At 42.8% G+C, this 23,862-nt stretch carries 20 protein-coding genes; 5 read left to right on the top strand and 15 right to left on the bottom strand.

Translation table 11 applies throughout. The features are described from left to right. Positions 1-108: 108 nt before the first annotated feature. Both scfB and scfA read right to left on the bottom strand, forming a co-directional pair. Positions 109-1,473, bottom strand: coding sequence for a thioether cross-link-forming SCIFF peptide maturase (gene scfB / locus KCX82_RS01355; protein WP_465250615.1), 1,365 nt, complete (start codon positions 1,471-1,473; stop codon positions 109-111). A gap of 103 nt (positions 1,474-1,576) precedes the next feature. Next, on the bottom strand, positions 1,577-1,723 hold the full coding sequence (gene scfA, locus KCX82_RS01350) for a six-cysteine ranthipeptide SCIFF (RefSeq protein ID WP_227016633.1): 147 nt from the start codon (positions 1,721-1,723) through the stop codon (positions 1,577-1,579). A gap of 136 nt (positions 1,724-1,859) precedes the next feature. Between scfA and KCX82_RS01345 the strand changes: the two genes are divergently transcribed. Further along, positions 1,860-2,582 carry a zinc dependent phospholipase C family protein gene (locus KCX82_RS01345; RefSeq protein ID WP_227016632.1) on the top strand — a complete coding sequence of 241 codons (723 nt, stop codon included), beginning with the start codon at positions 1,860-1,862 and terminating at the stop codon, positions 2,580-2,582. Here the strand turns inward: KCX82_RS01345 and KCX82_RS01340 are convergent. The 10 genes from KCX82_RS01340 to KCX82_RS01295 form a co-directional block, all read right to left on the bottom strand. Then, positions 2,560-3,171 carry an acetate uptake transporter gene (locus KCX82_RS01340; protein ID WP_227016631.1) on the bottom strand — a complete coding sequence of 204 codons (612 nt, stop codon included), beginning with the start codon at positions 3,169-3,171 and terminating at the stop codon, positions 2,560-2,562. The genes KCX82_RS01345 and KCX82_RS01340 overlap by 23 nt on opposite strands. Before the next feature lie 87 nt (positions 3,172-3,258). Beyond that, positions 3,259-4,347 (bottom strand): putative NPN-dependent ornithine cyclodeaminase, encoded by a 1,089-nt coding sequence (locus KCX82_RS01335; RefSeq protein WP_227016630.1) that lies wholly within the window; start codon positions 4,345-4,347, stop codon positions 3,259-3,261. 514 nt (positions 4,348-4,861) lie between these two features. Continuing rightward, the gene (cooS, locus tag KCX82_RS01330) at positions 4,862-6,778 is read right to left on the bottom strand and encodes an anaerobic carbon-monoxide dehydrogenase catalytic subunit (protein ID WP_227016629.1); all 1,917 of its coding nucleotides are present in this window, start codon (positions 6,776-6,778) and stop codon (positions 4,862-4,864) included. 72 nt (positions 6,779-6,850) lie between these two features. Next, positions 6,851-7,837 carry an ADP-ribosylglycohydrolase family protein gene (locus KCX82_RS01325; protein ID WP_227016628.1) on the bottom strand — a complete coding sequence of 329 codons (987 nt, stop codon included), beginning with the start codon at positions 7,835-7,837 and terminating at the stop codon, positions 6,851-6,853. Next, positions 7,827-8,765: a carbohydrate kinase family protein gene (locus KCX82_RS01320; RefSeq protein WP_227016627.1), complete on the bottom strand. Its 939-nt coding sequence runs from the start codon at positions 8,763-8,765 to the stop codon at positions 7,827-7,829. The genes KCX82_RS01325 and KCX82_RS01320 overlap by 11 nt, the downstream gene beginning before the upstream one ends. 1 nt (position 8,766) lies before the next feature. Then, a complete protein-coding gene (locus tag KCX82_RS01315; RefSeq protein ID WP_227016626.1) occupies positions 8,767-9,837 on the bottom strand; it encodes an ABC transporter ATP-binding protein in 1,071 nt (356 codons plus the stop codon). A 2-nt stretch (positions 9,838-9,839) separates the two neighbouring features. After that, complete coding sequence (locus KCX82_RS01310) at positions 9,840-10,637, bottom strand: ABC transporter permease (RefSeq protein WP_227016625.1); 798 nt, start codon at positions 10,635-10,637, stop codon at positions 9,840-9,842. Next, positions 10,634-11,458 (bottom strand): ABC transporter permease, encoded by an 825-nt coding sequence (locus tag KCX82_RS01305; RefSeq protein ID WP_227016624.1) that lies wholly within the window; start codon positions 11,456-11,458, stop codon positions 10,634-10,636. Before KCX82_RS01305 ends, KCX82_RS01310 begins: the two co-directional genes overlap by 4 nt. Before the next feature lie 137 nt (positions 11,459-11,595). Then, entirely contained in the window at positions 11,596-12,672 is a 1,077-nt protein-coding gene (locus KCX82_RS01300) for an ABC transporter substrate-binding protein (protein WP_227016623.1), read from the bottom strand. 114 nt (positions 12,673-12,786) lie between these two features. Further along, on the bottom strand, positions 12,787-13,965 hold the full coding sequence (locus tag KCX82_RS01295) for an ammonium transporter family protein (RefSeq protein WP_227016622.1): 1,179 nt from the start codon (positions 13,963-13,965) through the stop codon (positions 12,787-12,789). Between the two features lie 216 nt (positions 13,966-14,181). Here KCX82_RS01295 and KCX82_RS01290 point away from each other — a divergent pair, with 216 nt between their 5' ends. Then, positions 14,182-15,486, top strand: coding sequence for a S8 family peptidase (locus tag KCX82_RS01290; RefSeq protein ID WP_227016621.1), 1,305 nt, complete (start codon positions 14,182-14,184; stop codon positions 15,484-15,486). A gap of 152 nt (positions 15,487-15,638) precedes the next feature. On the opposite strand, the gene KCX82_RS01285 is transcribed toward KCX82_RS01290, so the two are convergent. The 3 genes from KCX82_RS01285 to KCX82_RS01275 all read right to left on the bottom strand — a co-directional run bounded on the left by KCX82_RS01285 (position 15,639) and on the right by KCX82_RS01275 (position 20,759). Then, complete coding sequence (locus KCX82_RS01285; RefSeq protein ID WP_227016620.1) at positions 15,639-16,772, bottom strand: LysM peptidoglycan-binding domain-containing protein; 1,134 nt, start codon at positions 16,770-16,772, stop codon at positions 15,639-15,641. Positions 16,773-16,938: 166 nt separating this feature from the next. After that, a complete protein-coding gene (locus KCX82_RS01280; protein WP_227016619.1) occupies positions 16,939-19,086 on the bottom strand; it encodes a DNA topoisomerase III in 2,148 nt (715 codons plus the stop codon). Between the two features lie 209 nt (positions 19,087-19,295). Further along, positions 19,296-20,759, bottom strand: a complete 1,464-nt coding sequence (locus KCX82_RS01275) for a 4Fe-4S binding protein (protein ID WP_227016618.1) — start codon at positions 20,757-20,759, stop codon at positions 19,296-19,298. 236 nt (positions 20,760-20,995) lie between these two features. On the opposite strand from KCX82_RS01275, the gene KCX82_RS01270 reads away from it, so the two are divergent. From KCX82_RS01270 to KCX82_RS01260, 3 genes are read left to right on the top strand one after another with little or no spacing between them, the layout of a single operon-like run. Further along, positions 20,996-21,340 (top strand): GIY-YIG nuclease family protein, encoded by a 345-nt coding sequence (locus KCX82_RS01270; protein WP_227016617.1) that lies wholly within the window; start codon positions 20,996-20,998, stop codon positions 21,338-21,340. Beyond that, on the top strand, positions 21,337-21,801 hold the full coding sequence (locus KCX82_RS01265) for a DUF6530 family protein (protein ID WP_227016616.1): 465 nt from the start codon (positions 21,337-21,339) through the stop codon (positions 21,799-21,801). Before KCX82_RS01270 ends, KCX82_RS01265 begins: the two co-directional genes overlap by 4 nt. Position 21,802: 1 nt before the next feature. Next, complete coding sequence (locus KCX82_RS01260) at positions 21,803-23,839, top strand: AAA family ATPase (RefSeq protein WP_227016615.1); 2,037 nt, start codon at positions 21,803-21,805, stop codon at positions 23,837-23,839. Positions 23,840-23,862: the final 23 nt, after the last annotated feature.

Raw genomic sequence — 23,862 nt, 5'->3', positions numbered from 1 at the left:
AAAACTCCTTTTCCATTGGTAAAGAAAAGGAGTATATTTGAAGCATCCGTTCACTATTTAAAGAGTCAGGTGATGACAAACCAGAATATCACTTTAGTCTATTTTGTTTCATTCATCATTTTCCGTGGAAAGAGCGGCTTTAATACCGACAGCACATTCTATCCTCTTTTTTTCCAGCTCACAGCCAAGCTGATAAGGGATTTTGATATCATGGTTCATATGGAAGGCATTGGCATGGCATCCTCCGCTGCAATAGAATTTTGCCCAGCAATCACGGCATTGTTCTTTATTATAGATATGGGCTTTATTAAATTCGTTATAGAGCTTATTTTCAAATCTTTCATCATTCAGGTTCCCCAATTGAAAGTCCGGATTTCCTACAAACTGGTGGCAGGGATAAATATCCCCTTCAGGAGATACGGCAACATATTCCGTACCGGCACCACAGCCGGCAACTCTTTTATATACGCAGGGTCCCTGGTTTAAATCTACATTGAAATGGAAAAATGCAAACTGTTTCCCCTCTTTTGCGTGATCCAGATATAGATCCGTCAGCTTATCATATTCGTCTAATATTCTATCTTTATCTTCTTCCTGCAGGGCATAGCGCTGGGATAAATCCGTTACCACAGGCTCTACAGAAATATTTTTGAACCCTATTTCGGCCAAATGCTTTACATCTTCTGAAAAATCCAGATTGTCCCTGGTAAAGGTGCCTCTGACATAATAAGTACCCTTCCGTTTTTCTGCAAAACGAAGGTAATTTTTCACGATGATATCATAGGTTCCTTTATCATTCACCGTTCTCCTCATGTTGTCATTGACTTCAGGTCTTCCGTCTATGCTCAGGATTACATTGTCCATATTGGTATTGATATAATCTTCTTTTTCTTCATCCAGTAGCAGCCCATTTGTCGTAATGGTAAACCTGATATTTTTCCCGTAGGCCTTCTCAGCTTCCCTTCCATAGGAAACGAGATCCTTCACCACCTGGAAATTCATCAGAGGTTCACCTCCGAAAAAGTCAATCTCCAGATTCCTTCTGCTTCCGGAATGAGATAGCAGAAAATCAATCGCTTTTTTGCCGGTCTCCAAAGACAGCAGGGAGCGAACCCCTTCAAAAGCGCCTTTGTCTCCAAAACAATACTTGCAGGTCATATTGCAGTCATGGGCAACATGAAGGCACATTGCTTTGATGACAGAGCCTCTCCCCTCCAACATTTCCGTGGTGATTTGAGAATCGTCTGTAAAGAGCATTCCCTCATCGATCAGATACCGGATTTCCTCCAAAGCTTCCAGAATATCATCGGCATTGTACTGTCTCTTAAAAAGATCCAAAATCTCATCTTTTGAATGCTCGTTAAAATAATCCAGGATATCATAAACAATTTTGCTTACCACATGAATGGCTCCGCTGTTAATATCCATCACAATATAAAGATCTTTAAATTGATATTTATGTATCATCGTTATTCCCCGTTCCATTGCATCTACGTCTTTATCGTTACAAAAACGATATTTCCGGATATCAATTCCTGATAATAAAAAAAGTGGCTGACGCCACTCTTTCTTATCGTTATCTGCGTTTTGTATTTTCACATTCCTGATTGGCAACGGTGCAAGATGTTTTGCATGCAGACTGGCAAGATGTCTGACATTCTCCGCAGCCTTTGCTGGCAACATTCTTCAGTGTTGGTTTTGCGATTGTCTTAATATTTTTCATTTATGTAGTCCTCCTGTCCTGTTTTGAGGCATTTGCCTGTTTTAGCCTATCCAATCTTTTCATCATTAACCTAATCTTTAGGATACTAGAATTTCATGATTTTGTCAATAATAAGTTTATCTTACTACTGAAAGGAGTGGTTCCTATTCAGATCATTGAAACCACTTATCATTATCTCTTAAAAACTGTTTTTGCTGTCGCAAATCCTATAAAAAAAAGAATCATACACACGGACTGCAAAATTCATAAGGCATTAAATTCTCATGCTTTAGTGATACTTGAAAATGATAAGTTCCGTTCGGAATTCAACTTTTTCAGAAGTTATCTTTCCGATTTGAATAAGGGCACTGTTTGGGCGGATCAGGATTTTAAAAGCTCGAATCATTTCTATAACCCCTATCGGAAAAGAGTTGGTCTGTATGGCAGAAAAAATGCCCTGGAATTTGCTGTTGATTATTACCGGGAGGCTCTCCAGCTGTGGCGGCTTGGGGAATTCCACCAAGCATTGTTCTACTTTGGTGCGGTTTTGCACCTGATTCAGGATATGACCATTCCGCAGCACGCCAACATTCGTTTATTGGATGATCACCGTCAGTATGAAACTTATATCAAGCGGACCTATCAGCATTTAGATGAATTTCATGTTGAGCAAGGCGCTTATCTTTTGCGTTCCGTTGAATCCTATATTCGATTCAACGCAAGAGTTGCAATTAAAATTCATAAACGATATGGAGTAATTAAGGACGATGAGACTCGTTTCTACTATATTTCAAAATGTGCTATTCCTCTTGCAAAAAGAACCACAGCAGGAGCTATGGTTCTGTTCTATAAAGATATTATGCATTCATCGGTCCAATAGGCATAACTGTTTTACCATAGACTTCGTTCAGTACCTGAGCGAGTCCGGTATAAATGGCACTCAAGCCGCAAAGGATTCCCTCATATCCTGCAATCACAGTGATAGATTCGTTACCTGTAAAATCACCCAGTGACAGAAGCAGAAAAAGTACGGTTAAGGATCCAAAAACAAACTGCAGAGCTCTGCTGATTTTTAACGTACCAATGAACATAAAGAAAGTAAATAAGGCCCACATAAAAAGGTACGCAGCCATTCCCAAGCTATTCGCCGCTTCAGCCCATCCAAGTACCGGCATTACCAGCAATGCCACAAGAGAAAGCCAGAATAATCCATAAGAAAGAAATGCCGTTGTTCCGAAAGTGTTGTTCTTTTTCCACTCCATAAATCCGGCAAAGACCTGTGCCAAACCACCGTAAAAAATCCCCATGGCAAGAATCATAGCGCTTAAACCGAAAAACCCGGCATTATGTAAGTTGAGCAGCACTGTTGTCATTCCAAAACCCAAAAGGCCCAAAGGAGCAGGATTGGCAGTACCGTCGTGTAACTTTGCCGTTATAACGTGTGATTCGTTTTCGTTGTGTTTTTCCATCGTTATTCTCCATTAATCATCATTATTCTTGTGTATACAACATACACACATGTGATTAATTATATTTGGATTCAAACCATTGGTCAACTATTTATTTTGAAGTTTATGCGTAAGTTTATACAAGAAATCCTGAATGTTGGATACAATGGTAGTAACCTCCAGTGTTCCGCGGTCTCTCAGTTTATTCAGCACAAATTCCGAGACATCTACAGCATAAATATAGACCGGCCGGACTGCCCCCTCCCTGATATTGTAAGAGGGTGTCAAATTCCCTGTGGCGATGGTATGCAGCTGCGTGGCAAGACAAACGATGGTTGTCGCTTTTTTGGTGTGTTCTCTCATAGCATCCTGAACCTGGGACATGTCGTCGATGACGCCGATCAGAGGGCCGTCATCACGGATGGATCCGGCAAGTACAAAGGGGATCTGATTCTTTACACAGGCATGAATCACTCCGTTATCAATGCCATACTCCTTGACGCCTTCTTCAATGGACCCTGCTTTATTGATCATATTGATGGCATCCAGATGGTGATAGTGGCCGTTGTGTATATTTTCTCTTGTACAGATATCCTGACCCAATGCAGTGCCAAACAGAGCACCTTCCAGATCATGAGTTGCAACTGCATTTCCCCCGAAAACAGCATGGGCATAGCCTTGATCCAAAATGTACTCCATGGCTTCTCTGGAACCCTCGTTAAATATGGCCGCTGGCCCCAGTACCCAGATAATATGGCCATTATCCTTATCGTGTTCCAGAAGTTCCACTAAGGTATCGTAATCCTGGTCAAAGGAGGTTTCTCTGGATCTTCCGCTCCGGAAGGCGAAGGTATCAATTCCTTTCGCTTCTCTTTTAAACCCGTCGCTGTAAAGGTAGATCCCCTCAGTCCCGTTATCTGTTCTCCCGGTGATGACCACTTCTCCTGCTTCTAGTCTTCGAAATTCCTTCGCTTCCAGTCTTCCATCGGGGTGGATCACGGGAACGCAATCCATTCTGGTTTCCGGCAGCAGCACCCATTTGCCCTGAATCTTATAATACTCGGGGTACATGGAAGTGGCATGATATTGATCGGGAGCGACTCCTTTTATCTGAACGATGCTGGTTGCAGCATCCGGTGAATTCACAAATATCTCCTGACTAAAGTCCGGTTCTGTATATTTAGGCAGCTGAAACATAAACATTCTCCAATCTATTTTATTTTAGAACTTATTTTATCAAAATTCTCATTCGGATGCAATTGTTTCCATTTTTCTATAAAGAAAGAACGAATAACGAAATCGAAGATTTCTATTCACTCATGTTGCCCAAAGGGCAACAACGGCTGCGCCTCCAGCTTGCTTCGCGCGCTGCTGTCCGTTTTGCCAAGCCAAGCAACGGCCTGTGGCCTCCGACTCGCTTTGCTCGCTGCTGTCCGTTTTGCCATTGCGGCTAAAGCCGAGGCAAAACGGACAGCTTGGGGCAAAAAGGCAACGGTCAAGGTACTTTCTTTGATATTCCGTCAATATCGCTAAAAGCGATATTGACGGAATAATAAAAAGAGAAAGCAGGATACACCTATCATCGGGGATCCCATTGCCTTCTCTTTCTTACTTTTAGTTTAGTCTATTCGTTTTGTCCAATAGAATAGAGAGCTTTGCTTTATATAATAGTTTTGTCCTCTTTATTTTACTTTATTTCTTTAAAGTTCATCTATTCTTTTAAGCCCATCTGTTTACGCTTCATTAAGATATGCGCTTTGATATCCTTTGCAGCCTGCACAGGGTCATCTCCCAATGCCACCTTACCGCCTGTCAGTCCTTCTACATCTTCTGTTAAAAGCTTAACAAGTTTCGGTGCTCCGGTAACAAATGGTGTCGGCGACAAATGGGTATAAGCTCCATAAGCCACAGCAAACAATCCGTCGATGGTTGCTTTTTGTTCCATCCATTCCGGTGCCGTTACCGCAATGGGGAGATCAGGGATATCCACATTCAAATGGTTGGCTAAAGCGGTAACAAGCATGGAGATTCTTCCCGTATCCGTACAGGTTCCGAAGCTTAAAACAGGAGGGATATTCAAGGCCTTACAGACTCCTTGCAGACCTTCCCCTGCTAATTCAATAGCATCCAGATTGCACAGCCCCGCTACTTCCAAGCCATGATTTCCGCATCCGCCTGCTACAACTAAAATATCTCCTTTGATCAATTCTTTGGTGATATTAACGGTGTTCCAGTCATGAGGACCGTTTCTTAAAGTTGCGCAATTGGCTAAAGCGACAACGCCTTTGATCTGACCCTTGGCAATGACATCTACGAGTACATTCAGATCATTTCCTATGGCAGATAGAACCGCTTCTGTAGAGAATCCGGCGATAGCTGTTGTGGTATGCTTTGGAACCATCGGCTTAATGATGCCATGTCTCTTTTTAAAGTTCTCAATGCCGATTTGGATGCATTTTTCTGCCATTTCATCAGCCTTTGCAGGGTAATACGGCATTTCATGCTCCGTACCCGGTACGCCGATGATTGTGCTGACACTGACGAGTGATACCTGATATTTTTCAGCGTATTGATCAATTGCAGGCGGCGAGCAGTTTTCTTCCATGACAAAAGCATCTACCGTACCTGTGGCCAGGAATGGTTCAATGGCAAGCCAGTTCCCCATAAGCCCTACAAAGACATCATCCACTTCAAATCTTTGAAGAAGTTCCTGACCTGTTTCGATGGATCCAACAATTCGAAGACCCTTTGCTCCTGCTTTTTTTGCCATTTCCTGATACTCCGGCTGTTTTGCCTTTAACAGCGTAGCAACACCGATCCAAGGCTGATGGCCGTTAAATACAATATTTACATAATCCGGATCCATAATGCCTAAATCCACAGTAACTTCATGAGGTTTCGGTGTTCCAAACAAAATATCCTGGGTCATTTCCAAACCAATTTGTGCGGTGTAAATGGTAGAAAGACCTAGTCGAAGTGCTTTTTTCGCTAAGGATACGTAATCACCATCTACATTGGTCAAGCAGCTTGCGATAGAGTTTTCCACCTCATGCTGCACCCCGGACGGATATAGATTCAGGTTTTTCCAAATTGGAATTCTCTTCTTAGGTGCAAAAACTTCAACCATTTTACTTTGCTGGTCCGGTGTCACTTTCATTTCCTGGTCCAGAAAATCGGCCAATTGAATTGCTAATTGGTTTGTTTCCTGATTTACGTTGATTCCGACTGTTTCACAGAACCATTTCAACTTATCCGTATCGGTAATCTTGAAAGGTGTTTTTCCTTCTCCTGTTGCTTTCAACGTTCGAAATGCTTCATAGGCATGATGACCATAAGTTGCTGCCCCCATGATATTTCTCATTAATAAGCTCCTCATGGCCATTGCATCCGGGCCGATACCGCAAACGCCTTTATCAGCACCTGTCTTTTCATTGATTCGGCATGGCCCCTGAGTACAAAGCTGACAGCTTAATCCCTGAAGGCAAAAGGAACAACGTATTTTTTCCTGCGGATCCCATCTGGAAAAGACACTGGAGAGTCCATCATCTCTGATACGTTTGAGCATCTCTTCTACAGAATCGTGATAACTGACTCTTCCCTGCATATTTTTTGTAGTAGTTTCTGACATAACTAACCCCCGTTTTCCTAAATATTTTCGTTGTTAGTATGTCTGTTTTTTCGCAGAAATATCAAGAAATTGTTATTTCTCTAATAACATTGAGGCCATTTCATGAAAATTTAAATTGCTTTTCCTCTCTACTCTTTGTATCCACTCTTCAGGCAGAGACTTCCTTCCCGAATAGGCCCCACAGATCGCCCCGCAGATGGATCCGTTGGTATCAGCATCATCACCTGCATTGACTGCTGCGAGGATGCCCTCCCTGGCATTGCCCTCTGCGGCATAAAAGGCTCCGAAGGAAAGAGGGATTGACTCATAGGCTTTCATTCCGGCACCTAAAAGGTCCACCAGTTCGTCCAAAATCCTTTGCATCCCTTTTTCTCTGTTTTCATCAACGATACGTTTTGCCAGTGCGATTCTTTTGGAAACTCTCGGCGCGGTTATCTCGAAACCGATTTCTTCACCATATTGAGCAGCATGGATAGCTTTTTCCATAATTTGTCCCGTTGAATATCCTCCCTTGATACCAGCGGCACAAGCAGCTGCAACCGCACAGGCCCCGGCAACAGCAGGAGCGCTTCCATGACTTGGCAGAGAGGATTTTGCCGCTGCTTTTATGCACAAATCCAAATCATACCAATATTTGATACCGATGGGTGCCACACGCATGGCGCTGCCATTGGTATCCCCAGTTTTGGCGCCTTCTTTTGGATCGGCTCCCTCGATCAAAGCAGTCAGGAATCGTCTGGTGGAAGGCCCGATAACAGTGCTTTCCAGCATTTTCTGCTCAATAGCCCAGTTTTTCATGGCCAGCTGAAATGCTTCTTCCTGAAATTTGCCATGTTCAATTAAGATATTTGCAATGATCATGCTTTCCTGGGTATCGTCGGTAATATCGCCGGCTTCAAGATTTCCATGGTAAATTTGTTCAGACTTTTCCGGCTCAAGAAAGTCCTGAATATAGTCATAGGTTTCTTTAATCTTTTTCCTGGTAAAAAAGGATGCCGGCATCCCCATGGCATCCCCGATTGCTGCCCCGGCCAGGCAGCCATAGGCTCTATCTAACATTTTGATACTCCCTCCATATTCGTTGCGCTTCTTCCGTAAGCTGAGAAACAGAGAAATTTCCATGCGGTCCTTTTATCGTTGCAACCACTGAAGCGCTGGACGCAGCCAACAGCACGCCTTTTTCCAGAGGAATGCCGGAAAGAAGCGAGTAGGCGATACTTCCGGTGAAGCTGTCTCCTGCCCCTGTGGTGTCAATGGCATCTACTTGCACCGCATCGTAAGGTATTTTTTTCCCCTTTTTATACAGGATACCTCCCTGACTGCCATTCTTGATAATCATTGCGGTACCTCTTTCGCTGCAGGCAATGGCCCATTGTTCCAGTTCTTTATTTCCTGCTAAAACTTTAGCCTCGGAACGATTTGGAATGATAACGTCGCTGATTTTCATCATTTCTTCCAGTAGGTCTGCCTGAATCTTATCCACCAAAGGGCTGGGATCAAAGATAATCTGAAATCCCCACTCTTTAAATTTTTTCAATTTTTCTATCAGCTTCATGGCAGCGGGATCCAGCAGATAATAACCGGTAACGACAGCGGTTCTGCAGCAGTTCTCTGCCTTTTCAGATATCAAAGCATCCGAAAAGATTCCTTCACAGCCTTTGAAGGTTAAAAAGGTTCTCTCTCCGTCCGGTTCAAGAAAAACGAGACAATAGCCTGTGCTTCCCTCACCCTGTATCACACAATTGGCAGGAAATTGCTCTTTCTTCATAAAATCCATGATTTCATTACCCCATGGATCATTTCCCACAGAGGATACCATATAAGGGGTTGCCCCTAAATTTTTAACGGTTCGTGCAACATTAACAGTGCATCCGCCCACAACATCAAAGCTGTCTAAAATATATCCATCCCCGCCGCGTCCGGGGTATTGATCCACCAGAAGATACCGATCGATAAGCAAACCGCCGCAAATTAAAATTCCATTCATTTTATACTTCATCCTCCATCAGCAAGCAATGTTCGGCATCCCAATTGAGGTAAACTCTTGATCCCAATTCAAATTTGGAGACTGCATAAGAGTTCTGTTCTTCCACCAAAATCTGCTTATTGCAGCAGTCCAAGGTATACGTTGTAATATTGCCGGCATAGGTAATAAAACGAATGATTCCCGAAAGATGCGGTGAGCTTGGAACTTCCCCATGAAGTCTTATTTTTTCAGGGCGAATCCCATATACCGCTTTTTCCCCTTTCTGCTTTGTCATATTGGTGGAAAGAATCACCTGTTCTCCATCAGTTTTCAGACTGACAGACTTCTCATGGGTTTCTGTCACTTCCCCCGCAAAGAAATTCGCCTTTCCTAAAAAGCCCGCTACAAAACGGTTTTTGGGTTTCTCATAGATTTCAAAGGGTTTTCCCATCTGTGCGATGGTTCCTTCCTGCATGACAACAATATAGTCTGACAGGGTTAATGCTTCCTCTTGATCGTGGGTAACAAACAACGCGGTAATTTGGCTCGCTTCAAGAATTCTGCGAAGTTCCACCTGCATCTCTACTCTAAGTTTTTTATCAAGTGCACTCAGGCATTCATCCAACAGCAGAATTTTAGGCTGGATGACAAGAGCTCTTGCAAGGGCAACACGCTGCTGCTGACCGCCTGAGAGCTGTTTTGGTTTTCTGGATTCATAACCTTCCAGCTTCACCAATTTTAGAACCTCTGCCACCTTGCTTTCAATTTCACTTTTTGACAGCTTCCTTTGTTCCAATCCGTAGGAGATATTTTCTTTAACCGTCATATGCGGGAACAGCGCATAGCTTTGAAACACCATACCGATATTGCGTTTATTGACATGAATATCATTAACTCTGACACCGTCAATGAAGATATCCCCAGTTTCAGGCTTTTCAAACCCGGCAATCAGCCTAAGAGTTGTGGTTTTGCCGCAGCCCGAGGGTCCCAGTAAGGAAACCAGCGAACCTTCAGGAATTTCCAGATTGATATGATCCAATACGGTATGATTTCCGTATTTCTTCGTCAAATTTTTAACTGCTACTGTTGCCATAACTACGCCTCCTTACCAAATATACTTTTTATGCTGGATCCCATAATCATCCCTACTACCGCCAGGCAGATCAAAGAAATTCCGATAATGATGGATGATACAGCGTTGATTTCAGGGGTAAACCCGAACTTAATAGAAGATTGAATTTCAATGGGCAAGGTGGAAAAGCCTGAAGGAAGTAAAAAATAGCTGATTACAAAGTTATCGAAACTGATCATAAAGGACAGAAACCCTCCGGCAACCATTGCAGGAGCAAGCACAGGCAAAGTAATTCTTCGAAAAGTGGTCATTGCTCCGGCCCCCAGGGAGGCGGATGCCTCTTCCAATGCAGAATCCATCGACTGCATTCTGGCTTGCAGTACCAGTACTGAGTAGGGCAGTGAAATGACAACGTGTCCGGCAAGCACGAAAAACAAGCTCTTATCGAAATTCATAGCTCGTATCATTAACAATAAAGATAATCCCATGATGAGCCAGGGAATGGTGAGCGGCATAAGCATCAGAGATTGCATCCAATGCTGAAATCTGTGAGACAGTACCTGGGAACCCAGCATGAGCATAGTGGCTAAAAAGACACAAACGATACCCGTTACAGCTGCAATCCAGATGGAATTTCTGGTAGCTTCCAAAAGAATTTGATTTTCAAATAAACCCTGATACCATTGCAGGCTAAATTCAAATGGCAGCTGATTATACCGGGAGGAATTAAAGCTCATGACAATTAAAACAACAATGGGTGTATATAGAAACATCAGGGCAAAAAGGAGAAATGCCTTGGATACCACTCCGTTTTTATTCATACAGCTCTCTCCTTTCCTAACCGCGTAAAGATTTGAATGCTGACTAAAACCATTGCCAGTAAAATAAAGGCGATGGCTGCTCCGAAATTCCAGCCGTATATTTCAAAGAACTGATCTTCAATCACAGTTCCGATCACAGTACCGTTTACTCCGCCAAGGATGCGCGGCTCCACAAAGGTACCCAGACAAGGGACAAAAACAAGAAGAAATCCGGAAACAATCCCAGGCCAGGACATAGGCAATGTTATTTTTCGAAAGGTTTCAAAACCGGATGCTCCGAGACTGGCACTGGCCTCCAGCAAAGCATTATCGAGTTTTTCCAACGCCAGATAAATCGTAATCACCATATACGGGAAAAAGGCATGTACCAAACCAATAATCACTGCCGTTCTGGTGTACAGAATTCCCAGTACGCCATGAACAATTCCCAGAGAGCTTAAAAGATTTTCAAAAATACCGCCATCCTGCAGAAAAATCAACCAGGAGTAAACTCTTACCAGTTGATTTGTAAAAAAAGGAATAATGATAAGTACGAGAATGATGTTTCTGGCCCCTTTTAATTTTTTAGCCATAATGTAGGCCAAAGGATAGGATATGGCCAAGCTGATCAGGGTCACATAAAAACTGTTCTTTATGGTATTCCAAGTTAGAGTCAGATAGAAGGACTTTTCAAAAAAATGTTTATAATTTTCCAAAGTGAATTCCATAACCGGATTATCGCTTTGAAAGCTGTAGAAAAGCATGATGAAAAGCGGTGCCACCGCAAATACAAACAGGACAGAAAGTCCGGGCAAGGTTAGCCATTTTTTTTGCACGTTCATGTAAAGGAACTCCTCCTTTCTTAATCTGTAAACCTTTTAAAGCAACAACAGTGGTGGATAGTTATCCACCACTGAATCAAGTCTATTCGTTGTAGCCGGGAATACTGTCCGGCGTTTCATGCTGGAAAAAAGATGAATTAGTTGGTCGCTTTCACTTCTGTCCACAGTTCATTCCATTGTTGTTTTACTTCATTGCTGCGATATTCCATGAAGAATAGTCGATTTAATGAATTCTCATCCATACCTGCGGAGGCTGCATAATCCGGGTTGATCGCTTCGGCAGCTTCCTGATTGACAGGAGCCGGTCCGCCGCCCGCCGCCCAGCTGTATTGGAAATCCTTGCTGATCATCCAGTCAATAAAAGCATAGGCCAAATCTTCGTTTTCCGTACCTTCTACAATGCCCCAGTTGTCTACCCAGCCGATTGCACCATCTTCAGGAACAACAAAGGATATGGGCTGGCCTTCCTGCTTCATAGATGCAGCCTGGCCTGACCACATCATACCGATGGTAATCTGTCCGCCTGCAAATAATTTTGAAAATTCATCACCGGTTTTCCAATAGGTTCTATTGAGCTTCTTTTGGGCCAGCAACGTTTCTTTAATGGCATCCAGGTCTGTCGGATTATTGGGATCCTGCCCGGTGACAATGGCAGCAGCCATCACAGCATCATTATAGTCATCGCGGAAAGCGATTTTTCCTGCATATTTCTCATCAAAAAGTGCCTTCATGGAGGTAGGCGGCTCTTTTATTTCATCGGTATTATAAGCAATAGCCGTGGAGCCCCATACGAATGGGACAGCAAAATATTTTCCATCCTTCATGACTTCTTTCTGAGTTTTAAAACGTTCAAACATAACATCAAAATTTTTAAGCTTGCCCGGATCGATTTCCTTTAGCAGGCCTTCTTCGATTGCAGCTGTAAGAATTGTACAGTTGGGAAGACATACATCAATTTCGCCTGGTTTTGATGTTCGTAATTTGGTCAGTAAATCTTCTTCACTGGACATATATTGATTAACGATTTTACAATTATAAGCTTCTTCAAATGCAGCGACAAACTCCGAATTGTCAGAACCATAATCCTTCCAGTTCACTACGTTCAGCGTAGCTTGCTCGGTATCGGACGCCTTTTCATTACCGCCTCCGCAGTTTGTCAGCGAAAAGACCAATATCATTACCAAAATGAAAGACAGGAATGATTTATTTCTCATCCTTAAAAATCTCCTTTCAATATCAACTTATACTATTTCATTACTATGTTTCTGAATTAGCATAATTATACACCTTGGTAATTTTATTATCAACTGTAAAGCCTTAGGGAATTTTTATTCATGGATAAATTCGTCATAATCCTCGTAAGCAGCTTGTTTGGATCCGCTTAAACGGATAATGAAGCCGCAGATCAATCCGGCACCGATTCCTATGATTAAAGTAACCAGTATCCCAACCAATTGAGCTTTCACAGATCCCGGCACAACAAGAATGGCAACCAATCCTCCCAGCAGTCCCGGCATTCCGTGCAAATTATGTACGCCGCAAGTATCTACAATCTTTAATTTTTCCTGTAATCGAGGCTGAATTATCGTGTATCCGATTACACAAAGAGCGCCGGCAAGTAAACCAATACCAAAAGCACCCGTTGCTCCCACCAGATTGCAGGTTGCACCGATTGCTACTCCGCCTGCAAGAGATGCATTGGCAATATCTGCAATGGCAATCTTTTTACGCAATAATAAACTCATTATATAGGTGCAAAGGGTTGCTCCGCAAAGAGCCAATATGACGTTGATAACCGTCTGTTCAAACTGTGCCTCCGGAACAATGGCGCTGCAGAAGCTTGGCCAAAAGATCCATAAAATCATGGAACCCAGCATACTAAACCGGTCGGATGTGATATCGCTTTCTATCGGTTCATTTCTTTGTTTTGCACTCGTTAATGCGAAGGTCAGTCCCATTCCAAAATATGCGCCAAAAGCGTGGATCACAATAGAACCACCTGCATCTACAAAACCTTCTGTGATTCCTAATCCGCCATCCAGAACAAGCCACTCATTGATCATATAAAAGGGGACCAGCAATAGGCCCAGCAAAGCGTATTGATAGACTCGAAGGCGTCCAAGAACTGCCCCCATGGCAATCAATGCGGATGCCGCAGCAAATTCGGCAAAAAGCAAGGACTCGATACGAGCCGGCTCTACAGCTTCTTCTGATAAGATCCCTGTTGATTTCAGCCATAAATAAACAGGAAGTACCGTGGCTACTAACAGATAAGTTCCTGTTGTTGCACTAAAACCATAGTTTTTGACAAAGACCATAAGGAATCCAAAACCTACCAGCAGCATGGCTAATATGCCAATGGCAAAATTATACTGCTGAATTTGGCGGATGCCTTCCATTAAGTTTTGTCCATCGGATGTTGAAACTAATTCTGACATTTTGTTTACCGTACCCTCTCTACCATTCTTAAAGTTTGCCGACAATTTGCTCTGCAATTTATCGTGCATTAAAATAGTCGTAAATTACACTATTGTTTCTACAACTGCGACAATTCTACTTTACTGTTTTTTCCTTGTCAATATGGAAATAAGAGGTATTTTATTGGAATTTTCAGCTTATTCAATCTTCTCTTTTTTTTACTTAAGTTTACATAAAATCCACCTTCCAGTCACAAACATCCTGTCTTTGAATAAAATGTTATAGAAATACGGAGGTGTATTTTCATGTTTTTTGAAGAATTTAGCTGGATTCTTTCGAATATAGATCAATTATATCCCAGTTTAAAAAAGCAGACACTGGCCTGGGATAAACCCTTTCGCTTTGTGCCCCGCTTTCTGCAGAAATATTTTAAAGGGCTAAGACAGCATTTTCGCAAGGTTTCTGTGATCGTACAAATGGAGCCTTCACTTGAAATCAATTCATGTTTTAGCTCTATTGCGCAGTCAACAGGCTGTAAAATCAAAATGGAACTGCCTATCATCGATTCCTTTACAACGAAAGTCAATGTAAAGGCTTTAGAGAAGTTAATGAAGGATCAACATGTCATGAAAATATGGTATGACGATGAAGTAAAGGCGATTTTGGATCATGCGTCAACAGTTGTCAAGGCTCCAAAGCTGTGGGAGCTTCAGCATACGGGAAAAGGAGTCGGCGTTGCAGTCATTGATACGGGAATCTATCCTCACCCGGATCTTTCCGGCAGAATTACCGGATTTAAAGATTTTATCAATCAAAAATCCACAGCCTATGATGACAATGGCCATGGTACCCATGTGGCGGGAGCCATCGCTTCCGACGGAATGAAATCCAATCAGCGTTATCAGGGAATCGCTCCCCAGGCGAATGTAATCGGTGTAAAAGTATTAAACAAGAAGGGTGCCGGTTCCATGTCCAACGTTATACGGGGAATCCAATGGTGTATCGATAAAAAAGAAAGCCTTGGCATCAGGGTCATCAATATATCACTTGGAAGTTCGGCAACGCAAAGCTATCGTGAAGATCCTATCTGTCAGGCCGTAGAAAAAGCCTGGAATAACGGTATCGTCGTCTGTATTGCAGCAGGAAACGAAGGGCCTGAGGTACAGTCGATCCTGACACCTGCCATTGATCCGGCAGCGATTACAGTTGGTGCTATCAATGATAAAAATTCACCGAATCCGAGTGATTATGAAATAGCGGAATACTCCAGCAGAGGCCCAACCATCGATAATTTGGTAAAGCCTGATATCCTGTGCCCCGGTTCCAATATTATTTCTCTGCGATCGCCGAATTCAACCATTGATAAAGGGAACAGATATGCGAGGGTCGGAGAAAATTATCTTTCTCTCTCCGGCACTTCGATGGCTACCCCAATCTGTTCAGGAATTGCGGCTTTAATGTTGGAAGCAAAAAACTCACTGACTCCCAATGAAGTCAAGTCCATTATGATGGAAACCGCACAACCTTTACCCGCAGTGGGTGAAACGCTTCAAGGGAAGGGATTATTGGATGCGGAGGAAATTGCAAATCGATTGAAAGCTTCATCATAATCTTATTTTAGAAATTATATCAAAGTTAAAAAAGAGCGAAATACGTTATAAAATAAAGCGCCTTATGATTCGATAAATCGATTCATAAGGCGCTTTATTATAAGAGTAACTTAAATTTTATGACAGTGCAGTAAATTCGAAAGAAATGGAAATTACTTCACTGGTTCAACAATAACAAATGGCTGAATCTGATACGGCTTTGGAGCTACTGCTCTGTCTGACCACATGTAGAACCATCTTTCGGCAGGATAATAATAATACCCGTCCTGCCAGCTGTCTGAGGTATCGTAAGGATCTGCAAAGATGATCACGTCATCACCGATACCGGCAGTGCCATTGGTATCATATCCGATAATTGCCTGCCAGTGACCGTCCCAGTCACCCCACTCAACCATAATTGGCCGATTTGCCTTTAAATTACCGGTAACCCATTTCACAAAATAAGAGTCTTTGGCATCAGCGACCCAATTTTCTGTGTCAGGATCATTATCCGATGCATAAAGAGAAACGGATTCAAAGGTTCCCGGAAGATTTCCCCAATCATTTTCGGGTACGCTCTTGTCACCCACCTGAATCAAATCACTTGCTTTATAGTCAGCTTTATAACTGGTTTGAACGACTTTAAAACCACCGATGGTATGAAAGAATTTCACGATATCGTCCACTGATGTGCCATATTCGGGGAAATTATTTGCAGTTCCCGGCAGGGATCCAGGTACATCCTGATCTGTATGAGCGCCGGATTTTACTGCAATATCCCATTCACTGTAATCATCTACGCCAAAATGTTCCAAAACCATTAATATGGTTGCACTTCCGCAGGACCATTCTGCCGTCTGCTGATAAGTTTTGAATTGACTCAGAATCGTTAAATCGTCGTCGGATTTCATTCGATAGAAATCAGGATTTACATAATACTTTGAACCTGAGTGATCCCCTGTATTATCATACAGATCAGCTCCGCCATCCGGATCGATATCCTTTTTCACTTCGATCACTCCGGGTTTTGCTTTTGAAGCAGGTTGAGTGCCTGCAGCAGCTGCGGCGGCATTTTGCGAACCGGTTTCTCCAGTACCTGAGGTTTTTAATATCTGTCCTGGAAATATCAGATCAGGATTCTGAAGCTTATTTAAATCAACCAGAGTATCGATTGACATATTAAATTTTTTAGCAATTTTCCATAGGGAATCTCCTGATTGAACCGTATAATCGGTTGCAAAAACATTTGCCGTGGAAAAAGTCAGAACCAACAACACCGCCAATAGAATCGCTAGTTTTCTTTTCATTGTAACCTCCTTTATGTAGTACACACATAACATGGAATATTCACAATATTATGAATATATGAAAACTATTTTACTCCTTCATTTCTTAATTGCCAATTATTAGTTTGCTAAAAAATAATTATTTATTTGTCATTTATTAACAATTTCCTAAAATATAAGAATTCCATTATTTTTTCTTTTGCTCTTCCTGCAGTTTTGCCCAAGCTATGGCAAAAGGTGATTCTCCTTCATTCTCCTTTTCCATTTTGTTCATATATTCCTTTAGCTCTCTCTTTCCCATCTGATTTCGCTTTTCTTTTAACTGGTCGTTAAACCTGCTAAACTTTTCCCGAAAACCACAGGAACAGGAATAGATTCTTTTCTCTCCTTCCCCGATCACGTGCAGTTTTTTATGACATTGGGGGCACCGTGCATTGCTTACATAAGACAAGCTTTGCTTGTATCCGCATTCATGATCCTGGCATACCAGCAGCTTTCCCTTCTTTCCGTTGATTTCCAAAAGAAATTTATCACAGAGGGGGCACCGGGTTCTCGTCATATTATCATGCCGGTATGTCTCATCGCTGGCAATAACCCTGCTGACCAATGTTTTCGTAAATTCTCTCATTTCAAGGATAAAGTCGTCACTTTTTTCTTCACCCTTGCTGATTGCGGAGAGACGCTTTTCCCATTTTTCCGTTAGCTCAGGAGACTTCAGCTCCTTTGGCGCCAGCTGGATTAATTGATGTCCTTTACTCATAGGGAAGAGTTCTTTTCCTCTTCTTTCAACAGAATTGGCCGTAATGATTTTTTCAATAATTTCCGCTCTGGTAGCCGGTGTTCCGAGATTATGGCGTTCCATTGCAGAAAGTAACGTTGCTTCTGTGTACCTACCGGGAGGTTTTGTCTTTTCACTTCCCAGCCTGCAGCCGATCAGCTTTACTGTCTGACCCTGGCTCAGCTCCGGCAGGTTTTGGCTCTTCATCTCAGTTTCATCCTCTTCCTCCTGAAAAGAGAACCCATCGGAACTATAAATTTGTTTCCAGCCTTTTTGCCTGATGATTTCTCCTTTTGTAATGAAACGTTCTCCTTCAATCTGAAGCTTTGCAGTCGTCATCTCGGATTGGTAATCATCCAGAAAAGCAGCCAGGAATCTTTTCACCACCAAATCATAGATTTTTCTTTCATCAGAGGAGAGATCCGAAGCTCTTACATATTCTTCCGTAGGAATAATCGCATGATGGTCTGTTACTTTGCTGTCGTCGACGATTCTCTTAGAAACCTTCATTCCTTTTTTTATAATTTCATTCACCGCCCCGGCAAATTCACCCCAGGCCACTGCCTGCAGACGGTCTTTAAAGGATGGAACAAGGTCGCTGCTTAAATAGCGGCTGTCCGTTCTGGGATACGTCAGTACTTTATGTTCTTCATAAAGGCTTTGCATGATATTCAGGGTTTTCTTAGCAGAGAACCCGAATCTGACATTGGCATCTCTTTGTAGTTCCGTCAAATCATATAACAAAGGCGGCGCTTCCTTCTTTAAATTTTTAGTAAGCTCCGTTACGATCCCATCCTTGCCTGCGACCTTGTCTAAGATTTCCTGAGCTCTTTCCTTATTGTAAATCCGGGTCTGCCCGCTGGCGGAATCCGCCCATAAAGCTCTGAACCCACCAAACTCAGCGTGTATGGAATAGTAATCCTTGGGCGTAAATTTTTTAATTTCTTCTTCCCGATTTACAATCATCGCCAGTGTAGGGGTCTGGACACGGCCTGCAGAAAGCTGTGCATTATATTTACAGGTCAGGGCTCTCGTAACATTCAGCCCCACCAGCCAGTCCGCTTCTGCCCTGCTTTGAGCTGAATGGAACAGATTATTATACTCCGAGCCTTTTTTCAAATGGGCAAAACCTTCCCGTATGCTCTTATCTGTCTGGGAGGAAATCCATAAACGTTTCATCGGTTTATGAAAACCAACTTTTTGAATAATCCATCGGGCTACCAGTTCACCCTCCCTTCCTGCATCGGTAGCGACAACCAATTCCGAGACCTCTGGATTTTTCATTAAATCCTTTACCACACGAAACTGTTTCCCCGTCTCTTTTATCACTACAAGATCCATTTTGGATGGGATCATGGGAAGGGTATCTAAAGACCACTTTTTATACTGATCTCCGTAATGTTCCGGGTCTGCCAGGGTAACCAAGTGCCCCAAAGACCATGTAACAATATATTTCTGTCCAATAATATGACCCTCTTTTGTTTGAGTACAGCCCAGTACCCTCGCAATCTCACGGCCTACTGAAGGCTTCTCAGCCAAAACTAAAATTTTACTCATATCATCACCTGTTTCTATCATACTTCCTGAAATTTCCGCATGGCAAGTATATCATAAAATTCAGTGTATCGTCCATCGATAAAAGGAAAAGGATGCTTAAAAATAGGAAGCATCCTCTTCTAATTTACTTTATTCTTACAGCCCTTTCGAGCATTCCCGTTTTTTTAATCTTTTCCGACTTACCATAAGTCTTTTCAAAAATCCTTTTGCTATGCGCTTTCATAAAAAATACTGTCTTCGGCTACCCCTTGATCTTTTAGTTGCTTCACTGTCGGCTTTATCATGGGTTTCGGCCCGCACATATACACTTTATAACCTTCCAGGTGCATTTCTTTCAAAACATCGGTGACAAAACCCTTTTGGCCTTTCCAGTTTTCGTCGGATGCAACGATCTTTCTGTACTCAAATTTGCTGCTGTCAAGATTCATATCCGTAAAGAAATCATCATATAAAAATTCTTTTTCCTGATTTACTCCATATATGAGTTTTACATCCTTAACAATTTCATTATCCTTTAGAATTTCCTGAACCATTGGAACAAAGGGAGTAATTCCAATTCCTCCGGCTATCATGACGATCTTCTCCGCTTTCTTGTCAATAATCAGTTCGGCCCCCATTGGTCCTTCCAGGTCAACGAGATCTCCTTCATGGAATTGATTAAAGATAATCTCTGTACCATATCCCTTTGGCGCTTTTTTAACGGAAACCTGAAGCCCGGTGCCGTCTTCATTATAAGAAGAAATGGAATAAGCCCGGAACATGACAGGATCTTCTTGTATCTTTACTAGAATAAACTGCCCTGCCTTGTAGTTTACCTTTTCCGGATTTAGAAACTGAAAACTGATTTCCCTGACATCGTCCTTTGTTTCTATAATCTTAATGATCCTTGCTTTTATTTTCTGCCTGTTCTCATAGCCGTCCAAATTTGTCTGTATTTTGATTTCCTGTGCTTTTTTCTCAGTATTCAGTGATAAAATACCCGCGGGACAATTGGCTACACAGGTGGAACATCGTATACATTTTTCACTGTCAAATTGATTCTGATCAGAGAACCCAAGATAAGGAGTAAGCTGCATTGGACAGACACGTGAACATTTTCCGCAGCTATGGCACATTTCTTTTCTTGACGCTGTCACTTTTTGATCTGTCTTTTTATTGAAACCGATTTGCTTTCCTAGTTTATAGGACAGCATTTGCATCATACCCATGGGGCAGAATTGGCACCAGGTACGCTGGCTGATGATAATGCTCAGCAAACCGCCCACAACTGTGACCATTAAGTAGCTGGCAACAAAAATAAATCCAAGTTTATCCCAGAATTGCATTGTTCCGAAGATCCCAGCCACCTTGATGATTTTGCGAATGAGATTGGCTGTGAAAAAAAGAAAAAAGAAACCGGCAAATATTCTGGATCGAAAGAATTTAGGTATTCTTTGATTTCTGCTCAACGGGTTCAAAAGTGAATCAAAAAGACTGCCATGAGGGCAAAAATTCCCGCACCAATATCTGCCCTTAAAAAAGGATAACAATGTAAGCGACAGAATGACTGGTATTACCAGCAAACCCAATTTAGGATACCATAAGCCTCCTATGGCCACTGTAAGAGTGAATATCCACGCGTATTTTCTGATTGGTGTAAAAACTTTGTTGGTTTTCATGTAAAACGAACTCATTTTAATGCTATACCTCCCGGATGAAATTAAATCTGGAAACAAAATCATATAGGGTGACTTTGTTTTTCTATGTAACAGTTTTAGCATGAAATCGAAATAAAAGCGGTGACAAAGTCACCTCAATAAAAAACCATCCATCTTTTTAGAGAAATCTTTGCTTTTTTGAACGTAGACTCTACGGAGCGTGGATTGTATTCATTATTTACAGCATATACAATAAATCCGAGGTGAACAATATGGATATGAAAAGAAAAAAACAACTTCTTGAGGAGTATAGAAACAGACGACCCGAAATGGGAGTTATTTCTTACCGTTGCATAGCAGCCAATGAGTCTTTCCTGGGTATTTCAAAAGATACGAAGGCCGATTTTAATAGTACCAGCGCCAAACTTGCTGCTAATTATCATCCGAACAAAAGGCTCCAAGAACTATGGAACCATTATGGCATGGAAGGCTTTGAGCTTTCCGTAGTGAAGACCCTTAAATATGAAAACCCCGCCGACGACCACACCGTCGAACTGGAAGCGTTGCGTGAGCAATGCCTGGTGCAGGATAAACAAGCAAGGAGGATGTGGAGATGAACAAGAATATCGTCATGATTGCCGATCAGTATGACCGTATAGATGGAAAAGACGCCTATCAGTCTGACATCAAACGGTTAACGCTGGGCACACCGACTTTGGAAATCAATAAGAATATGAAAATTGTAGCGCAAATCTGGAAAGAAACAGCGAACGGCGAATTAGAAATCAGCACTGAACTACCCATTCATCAGGTGCTTGATCTGATGATTTTTCTAAGCCGCACTCTGCTGTATTTTCGTGAAGCCTATCGGCTGCCGCTGTTATATAACCCGGAGAAACCGGCAGTGGAACGGATTGGTGTTCAGGGCGGCGTTATGCCAATCGCTGTCTGCACCGAAAATCCGAATATCAACGAAGACATTCAGAAGTTTTCTCAGGCTTTAAATGATTTGGGCGAACTGACCGGGGAACGGCTGCGTGTGCTATCCCGAATATTTGAAGAAATGGAGTATTGTTAAAATGAAAAATCAATGGCTTCTGTCACCTGCCAGACAGTTGACGGAAGAAGAAAAATCCCTTGTCTGGCAAAAGCCTGTCACTCACATCGAAAGTGACGCTGAGCGCCGCATTTGTGCAGAGGTTTATCGGAATTGGACACGCGGCGAAATGAAAATTACAAATATCCTGCTAGAGGGAGATGCCGGTTCCGGCAAGACACAGCTTGCAAAAGCCCTCTCCGCCGACTTTGGACTGCCCTATACGAAAGTGACCTGTTTTGCGGATATGGACAAATCCGACGTGTTAGGTTCTATCCTACCGGTGTTGCCGGAGGGAGAAAACAATACTGAAGGCGTAACCTACAAATTTTATCCCTCAGAAATTGTGCAAGCTTATGAAAACGGCTGGTTGCTGGAAATTCAGGAGCCTACAGTAATTCGTGACGCAGCGGTGCTGATGGCGCTTAACTCGGCGTTGGAGCTGGACGGCAGCATCAATCTGCCTACCCGGATTGTCCATCGTCATCCTGATTTTATTGCGGTTATTACCACAAATCGGGGCTACAATGGCTGCCGCCCGCTGAACGAGGCCCTGCGTGACCGTGTGCAGCACAGCGAAAAGATGGACTTGCCCTCTGTCGAAGTTATGGCAAAACGAGCGGCAGCCAAAACCGGATGTACTGATGAAGGATTACTGTTGACTTTTGCTCGTGTCATTGTTTTATTGGATCAAACCGCAAAGGCAAACGCCATAAAGGGTGTGGCTGGTATGCGCTCCTATTTTTTTTGGGTAGATGCTGTCCTTCAGGGTTCAGAGACGGTAGACGCGCTATATCACAAGGTTATTTATAAAATTACTACCGACCCCGATGAAATCGTTATTCTGGAACAAGCCTTATCAAAGCATGGGGTGTTGTCAGAACTGGAAGAAATATCGGATCGGCGAATCAAAACCAACGGCGAGGTTATGGAAATCCATGCAGAGGGAACTATAGAGACAGAGTTCTCTAACACTGTGCCGAATGACATCCCGGCGGTTGCTCTGCGAAAATCAGCTGATAGCGAAAGTCAGTCTAATCATGATGCGGGAAACGCCGTTGATACGCAAAGCTCCGATAACGGCGAGGACGGCGACCCCATCTATCACGAGTTGCAACAAACAGCCAATGAGGAATTAGAGCAGCAAAGGCGGGAGTTTCGCAAGCATCTGAACCAGCAAGCACGGGAAATGGTAAAGGGTTCTTCCCATGAGAAAGTAAATCTGATTGTTCACAGACCGGAAGCAACGCTTGCCCATCATCGTGAATATCATCAGATTGCATCCGCGTTGATGCCGGTAATCCGGGAGTTGGTGCGAAAAACTGTTCCGCTTTTGGAACACGAAGTATCCACAGAGTTTGCGAAATCTCGTGTTTATGGGACGAAATTCCATGCAGAAAAGCTGGCTTCACCTGATTTTCATTACTATTCCCAAAAGTGTCCGCCGGATGAAGAACCTTCTCTTGCAGTTGCACTACGAATTGACGAATCGGCCTCTATGAGCGCCTTCGGGCGGTTGGATGCCGCAAAGCAGGCGGCTGTCGCAGTCTATGAATTTTGTGAAAGCTGTAAAATACCAATGTTGATTTACGGGGATACAGCAGACCGCTCATCTTTGGAGAGAATGTCGCTTTACTCCTATATTGACTACGAGAACCCAGCTCTGAATGACAAGTATTGCCTTATGGCGATACAAGGACACAGTAACAACCGAGATGGCATGGCGCTGCGCATCCTGGCGGAAAAACTGATGAAAGCACCGCAAAAGATAAAGCTGCTCATCAGCATCAGTGACGGTCAGCCAAAAGCTATGCCGGACTATACCGGCGAGCCCGCCATAACTGATATGAAAGGCGTGATACGGGAATATAGTCGCAAAGGTGTATTGTTTCTTGCTGCTGCCATTGGGCAGGATAAAGATACCATTTGTGATATTTACGGGGAGGAACGCTTTTTGGACATCACCGATTTACGGCAGCTTCCGGCTCGGTTAATTCAAGTCATTGCTAAATACCTATAGCAATGATAAATTCTTAACATCCT

The sequence above is a fragment of the Sinanaerobacter chloroacetimidivorans genome (assembly GCF_018128545.1).
Classification (GTDB): Bacteria; Bacillota; Clostridia; order Peptostreptococcales; family Anaerovoracaceae; genus Sinanaerobacter; species Sinanaerobacter chloroacetimidivorans.
Note: the sequence above shows the minus strand (reverse complement) of the source record. Positions and strands in the feature narration are given on the sequence as shown.